General features: G+C 40.2%; 19 protein-coding genes. 3 read left to right on the plus strand and 16 right to left on the minus strand.

Going from position 1 to position 16,026, the window contains the following annotated elements; all coding sequences use genetic code 11:
- Positions 1–77 precede the first annotated feature (77 nt).
- From B5X77_RS18520 to B5X77_RS18535, 4 genes are all read right to left on the minus strand, one after another.
- Positions 78–857 carry an ABC transporter permease gene (locus B5X77_RS18520; protein ID WP_079509407.1) on the minus strand — a complete coding sequence of 260 codons (780 nt, stop codon included), beginning with the start codon at positions 855–857 and terminating at the stop codon, positions 78–80.
- Positions 854–1,762, minus strand: a complete 909-nt coding sequence (locus tag B5X77_RS18525) for an ABC transporter ATP-binding protein (protein ID WP_079509408.1) — start codon at positions 1,760–1,762, stop codon at positions 854–856. Before B5X77_RS18525 ends, B5X77_RS18520 begins: the two co-directional genes overlap by 4 nt.
- The gene (locus tag B5X77_RS18530) at positions 1,762–1,962 is read right to left on the minus strand and encodes a PLD nuclease N-terminal domain-containing protein (protein WP_079509409.1); all 201 of its coding nucleotides are present in this window, start codon (positions 1,960–1,962) and stop codon (positions 1,762–1,764) included. Before B5X77_RS18530 ends, B5X77_RS18525 begins: the two co-directional genes overlap by 1 nt.
- Positions 1,963–2,071: 109 nt before the next feature.
- On the minus strand, positions 2,072–2,392 hold the full coding sequence (locus B5X77_RS18535; RefSeq protein WP_079509410.1) for a DUF4870 domain-containing protein: 321 nt from the start codon (positions 2,390–2,392) through the stop codon (positions 2,072–2,074).
- A 160-nt stretch (positions 2,393–2,552) separates the two neighbouring features.
- Here B5X77_RS18535 and B5X77_RS18540 point away from each other — a divergent pair, with 160 nt between their 5' ends.
- Positions 2,553–3,677, plus strand: coding sequence for an amidohydrolase (locus B5X77_RS18540; protein WP_079509411.1), 1,125 nt, complete (start codon positions 2,553–2,555; stop codon positions 3,675–3,677).
- 274 nt (positions 3,678–3,951) lie between these two features.
- The gene (locus tag B5X77_RS18545; protein WP_079509412.1) at positions 3,952–4,512 is read left to right on the plus strand and encodes a GNAT family N-acetyltransferase; all 561 of its coding nucleotides are present in this window, start codon (positions 3,952–3,954) and stop codon (positions 4,510–4,512) included.
- Positions 4,513–4,669: 157 nt separating this feature from the next.
- Here B5X77_RS18545 and B5X77_RS23485 read toward each other — a convergent pair whose 3' ends face one another.
- Together B5X77_RS23485 and B5X77_RS18550 are read right to left on the minus strand one after the other, a co-directional pair.
- Complete coding sequence (locus B5X77_RS23485) at positions 4,670–4,834, minus strand: immunoglobulin domain-containing family protein (protein WP_176167296.1); 165 nt, start codon at positions 4,832–4,834, stop codon at positions 4,670–4,672.
- A 157-nt stretch (positions 4,835–4,991) separates the two neighbouring features.
- Complete coding sequence (locus B5X77_RS18550) at positions 4,992–5,771, minus strand: SDR family oxidoreductase (protein WP_079509413.1); 780 nt, start codon at positions 5,769–5,771, stop codon at positions 4,992–4,994.
- Between the two features lie 166 nt (positions 5,772–5,937).
- On the opposite strand from B5X77_RS18550, the gene B5X77_RS18555 reads away from it, so the two are divergent.
- A complete protein-coding gene (locus B5X77_RS18555; protein WP_079509414.1) occupies positions 5,938–6,411 on the plus strand; it encodes an Hsp20/alpha crystallin family protein in 474 nt (157 codons plus the stop codon).
- Positions 6,412–6,880: 469 nt separating this feature from the next.
- Here the strand turns inward: B5X77_RS18555 and B5X77_RS18560 are convergent.
- The 10 genes from B5X77_RS18560 to B5X77_RS18605 form a co-directional block, all read right to left on the minus strand.
- A protein-coding gene (locus B5X77_RS18560; RefSeq protein WP_139378312.1) for an IS1182 family transposase occupies positions 6,881–8,229 on the minus strand; the annotation gives its coding sequence in 2 pieces (ribosomal slippage) (positions 6,881–7,665 and positions 7,665–8,229; 1,350 coding nt in all).
- Between the two features lie 243 nt (positions 8,230–8,472).
- Positions 8,473–9,821 (minus strand): IS1182 family transposase gene (locus tag B5X77_RS18565; protein WP_139378389.1). Its coding sequence is split into 2 segments (ribosomal slippage): positions 8,473–9,257 and positions 9,257–9,821, totalling 1,350 coding nucleotides; the frame shifts between segments, so codons are not numbered across the junction.
- Between the two features lie 148 nt (positions 9,822–9,969).
- Positions 9,970–10,713: a CAP domain-containing protein gene (locus B5X77_RS18570; protein WP_079509415.1), complete on the minus strand. Its 744-nt coding sequence runs from the start codon at positions 10,711–10,713 to the stop codon at positions 9,970–9,972.
- A gap of 360 nt (positions 10,714–11,073) precedes the next feature.
- Complete coding sequence (locus B5X77_RS18575) at positions 11,074–11,544, minus strand: FixH family protein (RefSeq protein WP_079509416.1); 471 nt, start codon at positions 11,542–11,544, stop codon at positions 11,074–11,076.
- Positions 11,545–11,642: 98 nt separating this feature from the next.
- Positions 11,643–13,043 (minus strand): sensor histidine kinase, encoded by a 1,401-nt coding sequence (locus tag B5X77_RS18580; protein ID WP_079509417.1) that lies wholly within the window; start codon positions 13,041–13,043, stop codon positions 11,643–11,645.
- Complete coding sequence (locus tag B5X77_RS18585; RefSeq protein WP_079509418.1) at positions 13,040–13,720, minus strand: response regulator transcription factor; 681 nt, start codon at positions 13,718–13,720, stop codon at positions 13,040–13,042. The genes B5X77_RS18580 and B5X77_RS18585 overlap by 4 nt, the downstream gene beginning before the upstream one ends.
- Positions 13,689–14,690, minus strand: coding sequence for a YncE family protein (locus B5X77_RS18590; protein ID WP_079509419.1), 1,002 nt, complete (start codon positions 14,688–14,690; stop codon positions 13,689–13,691). The genes B5X77_RS18585 and B5X77_RS18590 overlap by 32 nt, the downstream gene beginning before the upstream one ends.
- A gap of 281 nt (positions 14,691–14,971) precedes the next feature.
- Complete coding sequence (locus tag B5X77_RS18595) at positions 14,972–15,265, minus strand: rhodanese-like domain-containing protein (protein WP_079509420.1); 294 nt, start codon at positions 15,263–15,265, stop codon at positions 14,972–14,974.
- Between the two features lie 20 nt (positions 15,266–15,285).
- The gene (locus B5X77_RS18600; protein WP_176167373.1) at positions 15,286–15,654 is read right to left on the minus strand and encodes a rhodanese-like domain-containing protein; all 369 of its coding nucleotides are present in this window, start codon (positions 15,652–15,654) and stop codon (positions 15,286–15,288) included.
- A gap of 105 nt (positions 15,655–15,759) precedes the next feature.
- Positions 15,760–16,023: a metal-sensitive transcriptional regulator gene (locus B5X77_RS18605; protein ID WP_079509422.1), complete on the minus strand. Its 264-nt coding sequence runs from the start codon at positions 16,021–16,023 to the stop codon at positions 15,760–15,762.
- Positions 16,024–16,026 lie beyond the last annotated feature (3 nt).

A 16,026-nucleotide genomic window follows, 5' to 3' on the forward strand; every position in this document is an offset into this window, starting at 1 on the left:
ACACTATCTGCATCAAAAACAGTCCTTATTTACCAGTAAAAACGAGAAAAAAATAGGACCTGGACAGTGTCCAGGCCCTACTTTGCCAGTTCTTTTCTCTTAAAAATGTAAACCGCAAGGATGAGGCATAAGATATTCATAGATACAGTTATGACTGCAGCTGGCCAAATATGTTCAGACCATATACCTGAAATCAATCTTTCAGAGACATAGGAAACAAGTTGTGTCGGGCTCCATTCTAACAGGTGCTGAAAAGATCCTCCTATCATTGTACTAATGAACACCACCGAAAGAACTGCCACTGCGGCTGCTCCCGGATGAATAAACACGGCGCTGCATAGTATCAAGAAGGACAACACGGTAGCGAGCCATAATGAGTATAGTCCAAAGGACTCCATGAAACTCTTAAATGGGATAAAGTCAAAAAGAACACCAGTATAATACCAGCTTGCCAGCATTCCAAGGAATATAGAAACGATGATCAGTATGAGTGCTGCTGTCCACTTGGAAGTGATGTAAGCCACATAAGAGACAGGTTTGACAAGGATCAGTTGGGCAACGCCACTTTTTCTTTCGGCCGAAACCATCCCCATAAAGGATAGAGAAATTAATAAAATCCCAATCATCTGGTATTGTCCCAGGCTCATGAGGAAAACTTCCTGAGGAGATGGCACGGGCATTTCAAATACTGCTCCCTCTGGAAGACCGCCAACAGAATTGATGATTTCCGGTAAATAATAAGTAGACAGCGGATCCATTACTCCTAGCAAAATAAAAGAGATTGGCATCCAAATCCATTTGTAATTTCTGGCCATTTCAAGGAATTCTTTATTTAATAGCGTGAACCACTGCATCATTTTTTCACCACTCTCATGAACACATCTTCAAGACTGATGGAACCAATTTCAAATTTTTCAAGCGGCCAGTCAGCCTTTAATGCCTGGCTAAGAACAGCTTCTTTGACTGCCTCAAGATCCTCAGTATAAATACTTGCTTTATTTCCTTCAGTTTGAATGGATATAATATTTTCCTTGTTTAAAAAAACATCCAGGAACTCATAGGCATCCTGAGTAAAGACTATGTCAATTTTTGACTGATGGTATTTCTCCCGGAATTCTTCCATTGTTCCCGATTCTATCAGCTCACCATTATGAAGAAACAAAATACTTTCACAAACTTCTTCAGCGTCATTCAAGATATGTGTAGAGAATAGTACGGTTGCATCCCTCTTTAACTTATCCAGCAGTTCAAGAACTTCTCTTCTTCCAAAAGGGTCTAAAGCTGAAACGGGTTCATCGAGCATGATTAACTTGGGTCTATGGATGATTGCCTGGGCAATCCCCAGGCGCTGTTTCATTCCTCCAGAAAACTTTCCGATTCTCCTGTTTTTCGAGTCTGCTATGCCCACAAGCTCTAGAAGCTCGGCGGACCTTGCCCGGGCTACCTTCGGTTCCAATCCGGATAGCTTCCCAACATACTCGAGAAACTCCCTGGCGGTCATCCAGTCATGGAATACTGGATGTTGCGGGAGATAACCAATCAGTCGGCGATGATCACCACCTATTTTTTCTCCCTCGAAATGAATACTGCCTTTAGAAGGCTGAAGCAAACCGGATATCATTTTTAAGGTTGTTGTTTTCCCCGCCCCATTGGCCCCAATAAGAGCTATACATTTTCCTGTCTCCAGTTCAAAATTCAGTCCTTTAACCACTTTTAATTCCTTGAAGCTTTTTTCTAAATTCTCCACTCGGACAAACGCCATTACTGATTTCTCCTTCCAAGCACAAAGTACAGGATGGGACCAATAATATTGATCACCAATATGATGACAGCCCAAAGCCATTTAGGTCCATTTGTTTTTTCTATTTTTATCAAGTCAACAAGCGCCACAACCAATAGAATTGCCTGTATCACAAGTATTGGCGCAAGTAGTGCCCAGTTTACATCTGCAAGTATTTCCATATCCTTAACCCCCTCATTTGTTTTACAATCATAAGACGCCTGAGAAGGAAAAACGTTCAAAAAAATATCCGGCAGTATTTCTGCCGGAAAATTTTAAAGACTATTTTTACTACAAAATCCTGAAGATGAATGGAATACGATATTCTTGGCCTTCATATGCTTTTATTGCTCCTATAATGGTGAATACGATGGCTAAAATCCCAATCACCCACAACATAAAAATTCCTACTAACAGGATGACGAGAATTCCGCTGACAATTCCATATACTGTATAAGAAATAAAAAAGTTCATATATTCCCTTCCATGGTAATCAACATAACTGGAATCATCCTTTTTTAACAGCCAGATAATCAGCGGACCAAGAAAAGCAGTAAAAAAGCTGATCACATAAATGCCTGCTGCAATAAGCCGTTCATCATTTTTTGGCATCGTAATTCCCCCCTATAACCTCATAGTTAACTTACGGAAAAGTCTTAAAAAAGTTTCATGATTGCTGAACTTTTTCCATAAAAATAAATGTTCGGGTTTTTAATTTAAAAAGATTACCAGTCTGCCATGAAGGAAAAATAAAGACAGGATAGGATGGAACATGAATAGAATTTTATTAAAGAACGCCAATCTAATCCCTATAACCTCTGAACAAAAATTAAAATGTGATGTTCTCATAAAGGAAGGAAAAATATCCAAAGTTCAACCTGACATTCCGTTCAAATCTGGAGATAAAGTTATTGACTGCTCTTATAATTATTTGCTTCCTGGCTTCATCGATGTCCATACTCACCTCGGGCTTTATGATGAAGGTACTGGCTGGGCCGGCAATGACGCGAACGAAACGATTGAGCCGATGAGTCCACACGTCCGGGCAATAGACGGTGTGTATCCGCTTGATCCAGCATTCAACGATGCACTGAAATATGGGATAACAACGGCTCATGTTATGCCAGGAAGTGCCAATGTGATTGGCGGAACTACATCTGTTATCAAAACAGCTGGAAAAAATATCAGTAATATGATCATTCAGGAGACAGCGGGGCTGAAAATTGCATTAGGGGAAAATCCAAAACGAATTCACAGTATGGGAAATAAAGACTCCATCACACGCATGGGCATCATGGGGATGCTGAGGGAAGCATTTTACGAGGCGATGAATGCCGATAATCCGGAATCGTTGAGAGTCCATCCAATAATTAAAGCGTTGAAAAGGGAAATTCCTGTAAGAATCCATGCTCATCGAGCTGATGATATCATGTCAGCCATAAGATTTGCAGAAGAATTCAATCTGGATTTACGTATCGAGCATTGTACTGAAGGACATTTGATTGCAGATGAACTTGCCGGGCTAAATTTAAAAGTTTCTGTAGGTCCCACACTCACCCGCCGTTCAAAGGTGGAACTCAAGAATAAGAGCTGGAAAACCTATCAGGAATTGACAGATCGTGGTGTTGAAGTTTCTGTGACTACAGATCATCCCTACACTCCCATCCAGTACCTGAACCTATGTGCTTCTATTGCGGTTAGGGAAGGATTGTCTGAGAAAAAAGCTCTTGAAGGAATTACGATTTTACCAGCTAGGAATTTGCGGGTAGATCACCTTGTTGGCAGCATTGAGACTGGAAAAGACGCAGATTTGGTTTTATGGAATCAGCATCCCTTTCACTATAGCGCCAAGCCGCTGTGGACAATGATTAATGGCAAAATCGTTTATCAAAATTAGTCGAAATTTCGTGTAGATTCCTGGCAAAAAATCGCAGAAAAAAATGATAAAAAACCTATTTGCTTTTTTGCGATTATCCTGTATTATACTTCTTGGAAATAAAATTTCATAAAGCAAAGTGATTAGGGAAGGCAAATGGTGCGCCACCAGTATCCTGGTTCTAGTGGGTTCGATTCCCACCCCGAAATTTTTTAGCAACTTACAAAAAATTTCGAGGGTGGCCGTGCAGTTACATTCGCACGGGATAGGACTGCCCTGTGTGGAGGGATACAAAATGCTCAAAAAACGCGATCTACATGATTGCCACGATTTATTTGAGCTGATGGCGCATCCGGAGGTCTTCCCTTTTGTGCGCCAAAAGGCCAATTCATATGAGGAATTCGTCTTCATTACAAAACAAACAATTGAAGCTGAAGAAAGTGGAGAATTAATATCCCGGACCATCCTTGACGAATGGGGTGCTCCAATCGGCACAATTAATCTATACGATGTCCAGGAAGGCGCAGGATTTTTAGGTACCTGGCTAGGAAAGCCTTATCATGGCAAGGGATATAATAATATGGCAAAGGATGCCTTTTTCCAGGAATTATTTTATGATTTGGGAATCGAAACGATTTTCATGCGAATCAGGAAAGTTAATATCCGTTCCATCAAAGCAGCAGAAAAGCTGCCTTACGTTGTCAAGGCAAATGAAACACGAAGGAATATATATGAACAGTTAAACGCTAATGGAGAGGTGTATGATCTTTACGAAATCCCAAAAGATCAATATACTCTATACTTGAAGCGGACCGGAGTTCAGGAAGAGGAATCCGTGCAATTACTGGAAGCATAAACACAGAACGCCCTTTAAAAAGGGCGTTTTTCTTTAAATCTGACTGGGGTCTTCTTTTGGCTAGAAACATTTTGGTGAATCCTTTGTATATTCATTAATATAAGTCTGTTGGTATTTTTCCTCTTTCGTAACAATCAGGATAAAAGGCATGTTCCTTTTAACTCAACGGATCCTGGAATTTGGTATTTTCATGGTCAGATAAAGATGCTTCTGATAAAAATGCTTCCAGCTCTGAATCAGTCAGGGTCTCATAGCGGCCGTCATCAAAGAAGATTTGTGTCTGATTCGGATTGATCCTCTGCAAATTGAATCCAATTCCCATATCTTTCACCCCGTTTTAATAAACTAAATCATTGAAATTATAAGATAATTTCTCTAATGCGAAAACCCTTGCTATTAGCTTTCCCAGTATCAGATCCCTTATTCACTAAACAACAAAAGGCCTGGATCATTCCCCCAGAGCCTTTTATACATAAGACCTAAGATCTTTCTCGATAGATTTTTCCCAAAACATCCTTACCACCCGTTATTGGAATGATGCTTCCAGTAATAAAACTGGATTGTTCATGAGCCAGGAAGCTGATTACTCTTGAGACGTCCTGGCCGGTACCTGGTCTGCCTACTGGGACGGATGGATCACTAATACCAAGGGAATCTTCAATTACGCTCTCCTTCCAGTCTCCAACTATATCTCCTGGACAAACCATATTTGCGGTAATTCCGTTCTCCGCTTCTTCTAAAGCAATTGTTTTTGTCAAAGAAGCTAATCCGGCCTTTGCAGCAGCAAACGCAGACCTATAAATCCATCCAGGCGCAGATTCTACTCTGTCATAACCGACTGTTATGATTCGTCCCCACTTCTGATTTCTCATTGAAGGAATAATGAGATTGGATAAATAGAAAACAGCATTCAAATTTCCATTTATCAAGTAATTCCATTCATGGAAGGTATAGTCGGCCATTTTTTTCCTTTCGGTAATATATGGGCCAGCATTATGAATGACAATATCTATAGAAGGAAACTCCTGCATTGCCTGAGAAACAATTTTTTCACAAGCATCATATTCTGTTATATCACCCTGAATACATATGTTTCTCGTGTTGTATCTTTCTGATAGTTCACTAACAAGTTTTTCAGCCTCATTTTTGCTGGTCCGGTAATTGATGATTATATTTACTCCTTCTTCAGCAAGCTGCATGGCAGTTCGCCTTCCTATCCCGGCTGCGCCCCCAGTAATCAAAGCAGTTTTATTTTTCACAACCTGTACTCCTCATCTTCAATAGACTACTTATCACTATACTAAAAAGAAGAAAGATGTTTTGCAACTTTTAGCATTAACCCGATAAATCTTATTTTAACCGCTGGGCAAATGCCTGCATATAATATTCTTATCGAAGATGGTCTGCTTGAAAGGTGGGATATCATTGTTTCCATGGAATATGATGCCATTCGATCGCAATACACAAAAGAAGTTTTTGGAAATGAAACCAGAAGAAATTGAGAATTACGTTCAACAAATGATGGGGAAAATGCTCCAGCCAGACATGAAGGGGATGTTTAAGCCTGATGAATGGTTAAAAGGAATGCAGCAGCAAAGTACTCCACAGTCAGAAAAACCTGCAAACAAATTGAACGAGGAGATATTCGAAACCCATGACTTTGTATATGTCAGGGTTCCGCTTAAAGAGGATAAATGGCTTAATCAAATGAAAATGTTCTATACTTCAAATCAGGTTATTTTTGAACACATTCCTCAAATTTCAGATAAGCATACGATTGTTTTACCAGCTACTGTTAAACGGAAGGGAGCCTCAGCTATCCACCGGGATGGGATACTCGAACTCAGGCTTCCCAAAATTGTCGCTTTACAGTTCTCCGAAATCGATATATCCACATAATAAAATGGCCAGCTCCATTGTCAGCCCCGGCCATAGCTTCACGCCTAAAATGCCATATTGTGTGAAGGGAGTGTTTACCACATACTGTGCAATGGATGACAGACGGTGATGTAGTTCATTGACTTCATTGACAGGATCAAAAACGAAAAGTATTTCCGACTGCACAGAAACGCAGAAACTCGTGACTCCGACAAAGAAGTGCTTGTTGCATATGCTGTCGGAGTCTCGAGTTTCTGCGTTGTAGGAGGCAACAGCAGACAAGGGTGTCCAGGAGTTAGACGGTGAAACTAGACATTCTCCAAATAAAAATCATACTTCTTGTCCGGTAACAAAAAAGAACAGCCATTCAGGCTGTCAGCTTGTGGAGAAAGGTACTATTTTTTCCTTCCACAAGCTTTTTTTTATTGGGTAACTTTCTTTTTTATGGACATATTCACCTTTTGAGTTAGGAAACGACTGATCGCCACCATTATCCTAGCTTGGCTAGGTGTGTGGCAATCTTTTTTATATTCTGACACGCTGCGGTGAGTAACACCTGCTCACTCGCATTGTGTAAGCCTCGCAACCGGCAATAGCGAAGCCCATGCAGTTCTTTCGAATCTGCGAAGCTTCGCTCGACTTTTTCTTTTCTATATTTATAAAGCATTTTTCCGGAGAGGGAGAGTCTGTTTAGGCGGACCTTTTCCTTGAAGTCCTCCCACACATGACGAGTTATGACCTTTTGTTTATTTTTTGATCTTGTGCACTCCTTCAGGAGTGGGCATTCTGAACATTTTTTAGAGTCGGACTTATATTCACGGTATCCATCTCTTGTTGTGGTGCGGTAAACCAACTCTTGGTCATTAGGACAAGTATAGATGTCTTGTTCTTTGTCATATGTAAACTTCCATTTTGGGAAAAGACCTTTTGTTGGCTGATATCTCCGATGGGCAATTACACCAAAAATACTTCGGTCGTGTAGACCTTTACAAATTGGATTTGTTAAATATCCTGAGTCGAGCGCCACAGCTTCTACTTTAAATCCAAAACGATCAATTTGACGATCCAATCTAGAAAGGTAAGGGACAGAGTCATGGACATTTCCAGGTGTTACATAGGCATCTGTTATGATATTAAACTTCATATCTGTTGTTCGGTGGTCCAGATAACAGAACATTTCCTGCTTATTATCTCTGGACATGAAGCCACAATCAGGATCGGTTGTACTTTTTCGAATTTCCTTGGTCTCTGTCACCTCCTCTCTTTCTTTTAGTGCTTTTTTCCGTGGTTTGTTCTATCTTCATCAACAGCTTTATTGAGTTCTTCTATGTATTCCCTAGTCTCGATTTCGATTTCTTCACGAGTAAATTTGTGTTTATTTGCATTGGCTTTAAGGTGAGTGGAGTCAGTAAATAACACCCTTCCACCCACCATTTTATGATTAATGGCCAGAAGGACAATTTCATCAAAGATCTCTTGAAAGATGTTCGTATCCTTAAAACGTTTTCGTCGATTCCAACTGATTGTCGAATGATCTAGTACTGGATCATTCAGCTTTAAACCCAGGAACCACCTGTAGGCAACATTCATCTGAACTTCCCGTTCTAATTGTCGTTCAGAACGAATGCCATAAAAATAACCAATGAACATCATCTTAAAAAGCATAATAGGGTCCGAAGGGCGACCGTTATTCTCAGAATAAAATGGACGGACTTTTTTCTCGATAAAAGAAAAATCTATGTACTTATCAACCTTTCGTAGAAAGTGGTCCTCAGGGACCAAGTCTTCAATGAAAACAAATTCAGCTTCATTTTGTGAATCTCTTCTAGGTCTGAACATCCAATCCACCATCCTCAGTAGTATTACTAATATTATAACAAATTAACGCGGTGAATTGATGAAGTTATTAATAAAAAATATAGGCTGTCGAGAGTTTCTCGACAGCCTGACAGCCATTCAGGCTGTTCTCAGCTTGTGGAGAAAGGTACTATTTTTTTCTTCCACAAGCTTTTTTATTCTGTTTAATTTCTCTTTTTTGATGATCTTGCAGTCTTTATAAAATAGGAAACACAGATCGCCACATTATCCTAGCTTGGCTAGGTGTGTGGCGATCTTTTTTATATTTTGACACGCTGCGGTGAGTAACACTTGCTCACTCGCATTGTGCAAGCCCCGCAACCGACAATAGCGAAGCCCATGCAGTTCTTTCGAATCTGCGAAGCTTCGCTCGACTTTCTCTTTTCTATATTTATAGAGCATTTTTCCAGAGAGGGAGAGTCTATTTAGTCGTACCTTCTCCTTGAATTCTTCCCACACATGACGTGTTATGACCTTTTGTTTGTTCTTTGACCTTGTGCACTCCTTCAGGAGTGGGCATTCCGAACATTTTTTAGCATCCGACTTATATTCTCGATACCCTTCTCTTGTTGTAGTGCGATAAACTAACTCCTGTCCATTGGGACAAACATAGATATCCTCTTCCTTGTGATATGTAAACTTCCATTTTGGGAAAAGACCTTTTGTCGGCTGATATCTCCGATGTGCGATTACACCAAAAATACTTCTGTCGTGAAGCCCTTTACAAATGGGATTCGTTAAATAACCTGAGTCGAGTGCCACAGCTTCTACTTTAAAACCAAAACGGACCATCTGACGATCAAGTCTAGAAAGATAAGGGACAGAGTCATGGACATTTCCTGGAGTAACATAGGCATCAGTTATGATATTGAACTTCATATCCGTTGTTCGATGGTCCAGATAACAGAACATTTCCTGTTTATTTTCCCTCGACATGAAGCCACAGTCAGGATCGGTTGTGCTTTTTCGGATTTCCTTAGTCTCTGTCACCTCCTCTCTTTCTTTTAGAGCTTTTTTCCGTGGCTTGACCTGTCTTCTTCTACAGCTCTATTGAGTTCTTCTATATACTCCCTAGTCTCAACTTCCACTTCTTCACGAGAGAATTTGTGCTTATTGGCATTTGCTTTTAAATGAGTGGAGTCTGTAAATAAAACTCTTCCACCAACCATTTTATGATTAATGGCAAGAAGAACAATTTCATCAAAGATCTCTTGAAAGATGTTTGTATCCTTAAAACGAGTTCGTCGGTTCCAACTGATCGTTGAATGATCCGGAACCGGGTCAGTGAGCTTCAAGCCAAGGAACCATCGGTAAGCTACATTTGTCTGGACTTCACGTTCTAATTGCCGTTCCGAACGGATGCCATAAAAGTAACCAATGAACATCATCTTAAATAGCATAATCGGATCCGAAGGACGCCCATTATTCTCTGAATAGAAGGGACGGACTTTCTCCCCGATAAAAGAAAAATCAATGTACTTATCAACCTTTCTTAGATGATGATCCTCGGGGACCAAGTCTTCAATAAAAACAAATTCAGCTTCATTTTGTGATTCTCTTTTCGGTTTGAACATCCAATCCACCATCCTAGGTATTGTTAGTTATATTATACCAAATTAACGCGGTGAATTGATGAAGTTAAATGATAAAAATTAAGGCCGTCGAGAGTTTCTCGACAGCCTGAGAACAGCCATTCAGGCTGTTCTGTTTTTCATTATTGATTTATTTACCGATGAACATTTGAGTCCAATAGTTGCCGTTTGCTACATGTCCTACACCGATGTGAGTATAGCTAGAGTTAAGAATATTAGCACGGTGGCCTGAGCTGTTCATCCACGCTTTAACTACCTCTTCTGGAGTAGGCTGTCCCATAGCGATGTTCTCACCTGCAGAGCGATAAGAGATGCCGAATTTTTTCATCATATCAAAAGGTGATCCATAAGTTGGGCTTGTATGGCTGAAATATCCTTTGCTTTGCATGTCACGAGATTTTTCCCTGGCAACTTTGCTCAATTCTGTATCAAGTGAAAGTGGTTTTAATCCGTTTTTTGCTCTTTCCTGATTCGTAAGCTCTACTACTTTTTGTTCATATGCGCTAACAGCAGATGATACAGGAGCTTTTGCTGGCGCCTGTGTTGTTGTTTTTGCTGGTGCCTGTGCTGTTGATTTCGCTGGTGCTGGTGCTGGAGCTTTTGCTGGCGCCTTTACAGGTGCTTGGACATTTTTAGTTTCAGGTGCTTTTACTTGCTTTTGGCTATTAGACTGAATTGGCGCTTGTTTCCAAGCGAATTGGTAATTCTTGAAATACTTTTGAAGAATAGAATCCATATTTAGATCACTAACATTTCCGCTTTGGTAATAATACACTTTTGTCTGAATAGTTGAAGCATCTGCCTTATCCATGAATGGATTTGCAGTGAATAGAGCTGCAGCTGCTGCGATTGAAAGAATCATAGTTTTCTTCATTCTCGAATTCCTCCCGAAAAATTAATTTATCTAACTCTTGCAAACTCATCATAACATGGGTTTTTTGTAATAAACCTGGTTTTTACTGGAAATAATATTATTCTATAAAAATATTATATGTATAATTTTCCTGGAGCAGATGTTTAAAGGCTTTTTAGAGTTTTCTTTACGTGATTCAATTTTCCAATTAGCTATATAAAAACCAGCGGCTCCACAAATAGGAAATACAAACATATTGACAGCTTTTTTATTAGGCTTGGTTCTTTACTTTCATTTCGTCTACATTACAAAAATTAAAAGAATTACACTGATTTTGTAATGATTAGACCAAAAAAAAAGCGGCTAGTCGCCGCTTTTGAATCAATGTCCATTATGCTCTGTATTATTTTCATCAGCCTCGTTCTTCTTTTCCGACCCGGTTGAACTTCCATTCTCTGGTTCGCTTGGATTGCCGACTATAAATTCTATTTTGGGCATGCTGTGCATGCGTCTAGCCGTTACATGAGAAATAATATAGTAGGTTCCTTCTTCTTCAAATGATTTCTTCAACCGATAAATTCCTTTTCCCGCATGCTCTGCAGCTATTTTTTCATGTTTTTCTGCCTGAGAGCGCCACACTTCAAATTTAACCTCTTCTGCATCCTCCACTTCTTCAGAACCATAAGTAACCTTAGCTTCGAAGGTGATTTCTTCATTTTTTTCTGTTTTCTCAGGATTGGCAGTAAGCTCGACATTTAAAAACTGTGGCTCTTCTTCGGCAGATTCCTTTGTGCATGCAGTTGCAAATAAACCTAACAACATAACCAAAAATGTGATCATGAATTGTTTCATTCGATTTTACCCCTTAATTAATAACAAAATAGTGTTAACCTAGCTTTTAATTGTGTTGAAATTAACAAGCAATCTTATGATAGGTGATATTGTGTTTATCATTCTACAATCGGAAAATAGAGTTTGACTGAAGTACCTTTCCCTAAACTGCTCTCAATTTCCATCTTTCCATTATGAAGCTTTACTAATTTATCGACAATCGCAAGTCCAAGCCCCGTTCCACCGTCTGCTCTTGACCTTGCCTTATTCACTCTATAAAAGCGTTCAGTGAGTTTCGCGATATCTTCTTTCGGAATTCCTATCCCTGTATCTGCAATTTCGACTTTACAGCCATCGGCATGTTTGGTAAGGATAATAGAAATGGTCCCGCCTTTTTTTGTATAGCGGATAGAATTGTCGATGATGTTCTGGAATATTTGTTCCATTCTTCCTTCATCTCCATTAATGATAACATCCGGATCCAGATCAAGAGACAGACCGATGTTCTTTTCTTTTAATGCCGGACCATATTTAACGATAAAATCATCAATGTGCTGTGACAGCGGAAATGGATGTTTAATCAGTCGATACTCATCGGCATCCAGTCTCGACAGGTCCAATAAGTCCTCCACGATTTTAACCATCCTGACAGATTCCCTGTTAATTAGTTTCAGGTATTTATTTTTTTCATCAGGATCTTTAATCATACCTGTTTCCATAGCTTCGCTGTAGCCTTTTATATAGCTGATCGGGGTCCTTAGTTCATGTGAAACATCGGCAAGGAACTCACGCTTTTTTTCATCTTCTTTTTGCACGGACTCTGACATATGGTTGAATGCCTTGGCAAGTTGGCCGATTTCATCATTAGAATCAATATCCACGCGGGCAGAATAATCACCTCCAGATACTTTATCAGCTGCCTGCTTCATGGCCGCCAGGGGCCTGGTTAGTCTGTGAAGCATCTTAAATCCAAGGAACGCAGCTATTATGATAAATAGGACGCCTCCTACGAGCCATAGAAATGAAAAATCGACGGTGAGTTCAGATATTTTAGCTAGCGGTACGTATAAGTATATTATTCCTTCAAGCCTGCTGTTATCGAGGAGCGGAATAGCTACTGCAAGTATTTTCCTGCCGAATCTCTCCTCAAAACCTGATTTCAGTACAGGTTCACCTTTCAGGAGCTGGTCCCGTTCTTCCTTTCCAATCAGGGTCTCATAATCAATTGAATATGGAAGGCATGCACTTAACTCTTTCGGATTGCTGACAAGGAAGACCTCTGATTCTGATTTTTCGTTATACCATTCCACCTGCTGTTTTAACTCATCCGTTACTGCTCCGCCTGTGTAATCGCTGGCAAGCCGGTTTCCTTCTTCTAATAATGACTCTTCGACAATATCAACATACAGCTTCTCATAGAAGAGATAAGATAAAAAATACGAATATAATACGGTAATCAAGATTGCAGCAGTTACCGTCAGCCATAGTTTTTTAAACAGGCTATCCGAAAAAGGGATCATCCTGCAGGCACCTCAAGTTTATAACCTACACCCCAAATGGTTTGGATGTAATCTCCTGTACCCAACTTCATCCTCAATGTCTTGATATGGGTGTCCACTGTCCTCAAACTGCCATGGTAATCCATCCCCCATACATATTCAAGAAGCTGTTCTCTGCTTAAAGCCTGTCCCTGATGCTTGACCAGAAAGACGAGCAGTTCAAATTCTTTGAGTGTTAGCGGTACGATTGCACCTTCTACACTAACCTTTCTCGCCTTTTTATCAATGTTGATTTTACCAAGAGTTACTGTGTCTTCATCATTTTTAACTAAAGATGTCCTTCTTAATAACGCATTAATTCTCGCTACAAGCTCACCAGGACTGAACGGCTTGACAATATAATCATCTCCACCAAGCTGGAGTCCTTTCACTTTATCCCATTCTTCACCCTTTGCTGATAAAAAAATGATCGGCACTTGTGAAAAAGCACGTATTCTCCCGCAAATTGCGAATCCATCCTCAAATGGCATCATTATATCAAGTATGACAAGATCAAATTTTTGCTCTTGAAGCTTTCTCAATCCTTCCGCTCCATCTCTAGCATGGACACACGAAAAACCTGAGTTCTCCAAATACATTTGCACCAAGTTCCGCATATCTTCTTCATCATCGATGATTAGTACTTTTACGGGATTCATCCTGTTTTCTCTCCCTTGTAACTATTTGAAATGGACCGTTTCCTACTCTGAATGTTTTTTCTACAGATAAGCTTCCCGGGTCTATGATATACACCTCGTTGCTGTCATAACCAGCAACAATCAGCTTATGTTCAAAAACTTCAATCTCAAAGGGATTGGCACCTACCTTGATTGAATCCTTCTTGGTTCCGTTCCCGCTTAATTTATAGAGCATATTCGACCCGTGACTCAAAACAAAAACAGAGTCCTCATCCTTTATGAAATCCACCGGCATTACAGGAGCCGGGATTTCCTTTTTTAACTTCCCAGTTTTAAGATCATAAATATGGATACGCTCCTCAATTTCAGTTCCTTTGCCATGCCCGCCGACCCAAAGTTCATCTTTTTCCGGGCTCATGATAGCCCCGGCTGCTGCAGGATGTATCTCGAATCCGGGGAGCCTCTCTTTATTTTTCAAATCAATAATGGTAAGTATCTCATGATTATAACTTATTGCGTAAAGTTTTTTATCGGCCTCAATGAGTGTCAAAGGATCCTTCTCTGCCTGGACCTCCTTCACTTTTTTTCCGTCCATATCAAAAAAACGGATGCTCTCCATGTTCTGATCCGCAAAGGCTATTTCCGTTCCATTACCAACTAATAAAGCGTTGACGATGCCTTCCCCGGTTTCCCAGGAATCAATCTTTTTCCCTTCACTTAAAGAATAGAGATCGACCGTCTCCAAGGTTTTTCCATAAAGTAAGAGGGAGTCTCCGTCCGGCAGGATCGTCCCGCCTGTATATGGTTGGTCAACCCTCCAATCAGGCAACTTTTCTTGGTTGTCCATATCATAAAAAGAAATGGTCATATCCTTTATGTTGACTGTCGATATAATAGAAGTATCTTTAGGGATTTGGTCAAATGATTCGAATGAACAGGCAGATAACAAAGCAGTGGCAGCCACGGCTGCTAAAATATAAATCCGCTTCATAATTAACTCCTTTTCTCCCACTAGTATCTCACATTATTATATCTCTAATTTGTGATAAATCTATGAAATCGAATGATCCTCAGCAGGTTCTTTAATGGTTAAAGTAGTTCGATAACAAAATGCTGAATTTTCAATACTGACTCCCTGTTTACGCCCTTTTTAGAATGTGCTTCGCGATGAATCCCGCACCTCCAATCCTGGATACCACAAGCCCCTATTTCTGAAGGAAATAGGAACATAAATCAAAATAGAGACAGCCATAGCTGTCTCTAGTGGTATTTTTATTCAGTTGGGCCCTGCCATGTCATCATGCCACCTTGCATATTGATCACATTAAAGCCATAATACTCCAGAAATTGAGTTGCTCTGGAGCTGCGGCCACCTGAGCGGCAAACCATTACATATGTTTTGTTTTTGTCGAGCTCATTCATTCGGAACTCTAGAAGTCCTAGCGGTATATGGAGTGCGCCTGGAATTTTCCCCTGGGCTACTTCATTTACTTCGCGAACATCAACTACTTCAAATTCATTTAAACTTAATTTATTTTGTACCTCTGTTGGTGTCATCTGTCTCATTTTCTATATCCTCCTTATATTTACCAGGCGCTCATGCCGCCCTTTACGTTGGTTACATTTTTAAATCCAGCTTTTTTTAGCATCTTGCTTGCCTGACTGCTCCGCATGCCGCTCTGGCAAATGACAACTACATCTTTATCCTGTGAAAGTTCTCCCTTACGGTTTGCCAGCTGCTGGAGCGGAATATTTCTGAACCCCTTAATGTGATTTCCTTTATATTCTCCTGGTGTCCTTACATCAACGTACTGGATTCCTCCCTGATTTGATTTCAACTGTTCACGCAGTTGCGCTGTCGTGATTTGATTTATACCTTTCGCAGGAGCGAACCGGGTCCAAAAAAAAGCCACAGCCAGAACTGCAATCAATACATTAATTACTACATCCATCATTTGCACCTCTAATTACTTTATAGTTAATCTCCTTACACACGAACTATATTACCCATATGGGTATTTTAAGTGGCGAAAAAGAACTTGTCAAGAATAGAAATTTGATTATTTTCTGCTCTTGACAAGCAGTTCAACGGCATCATTAACAGCCTTCGATGTTTCCCGGCCTTCATGCAAATCGTTGATCAGGCACTGCTCAAGATTCTTGCTCACTATCAGGGCAATTGTCCGGTCGACCGCAGATCGGATAGCTGAGAGCTGAGTCACAACCGATTTGCATTCTTCCTGTTCTTCCAGCATTCGCAAGCTGCCCCTCACCTGTCCCTCGATTCTTTTTAGGCGATTGACCACTTCTTTATTGTACTCCACTTT

The sequence above is a fragment of the Mesobacillus jeotgali genome, assembly GCF_900166585.1.
GTDB classification, from domain to species: Bacteria; Bacillota; Bacilli; order Bacillales; family Cytobacillaceae; genus Mesobacillus; species Mesobacillus jeotgali_A.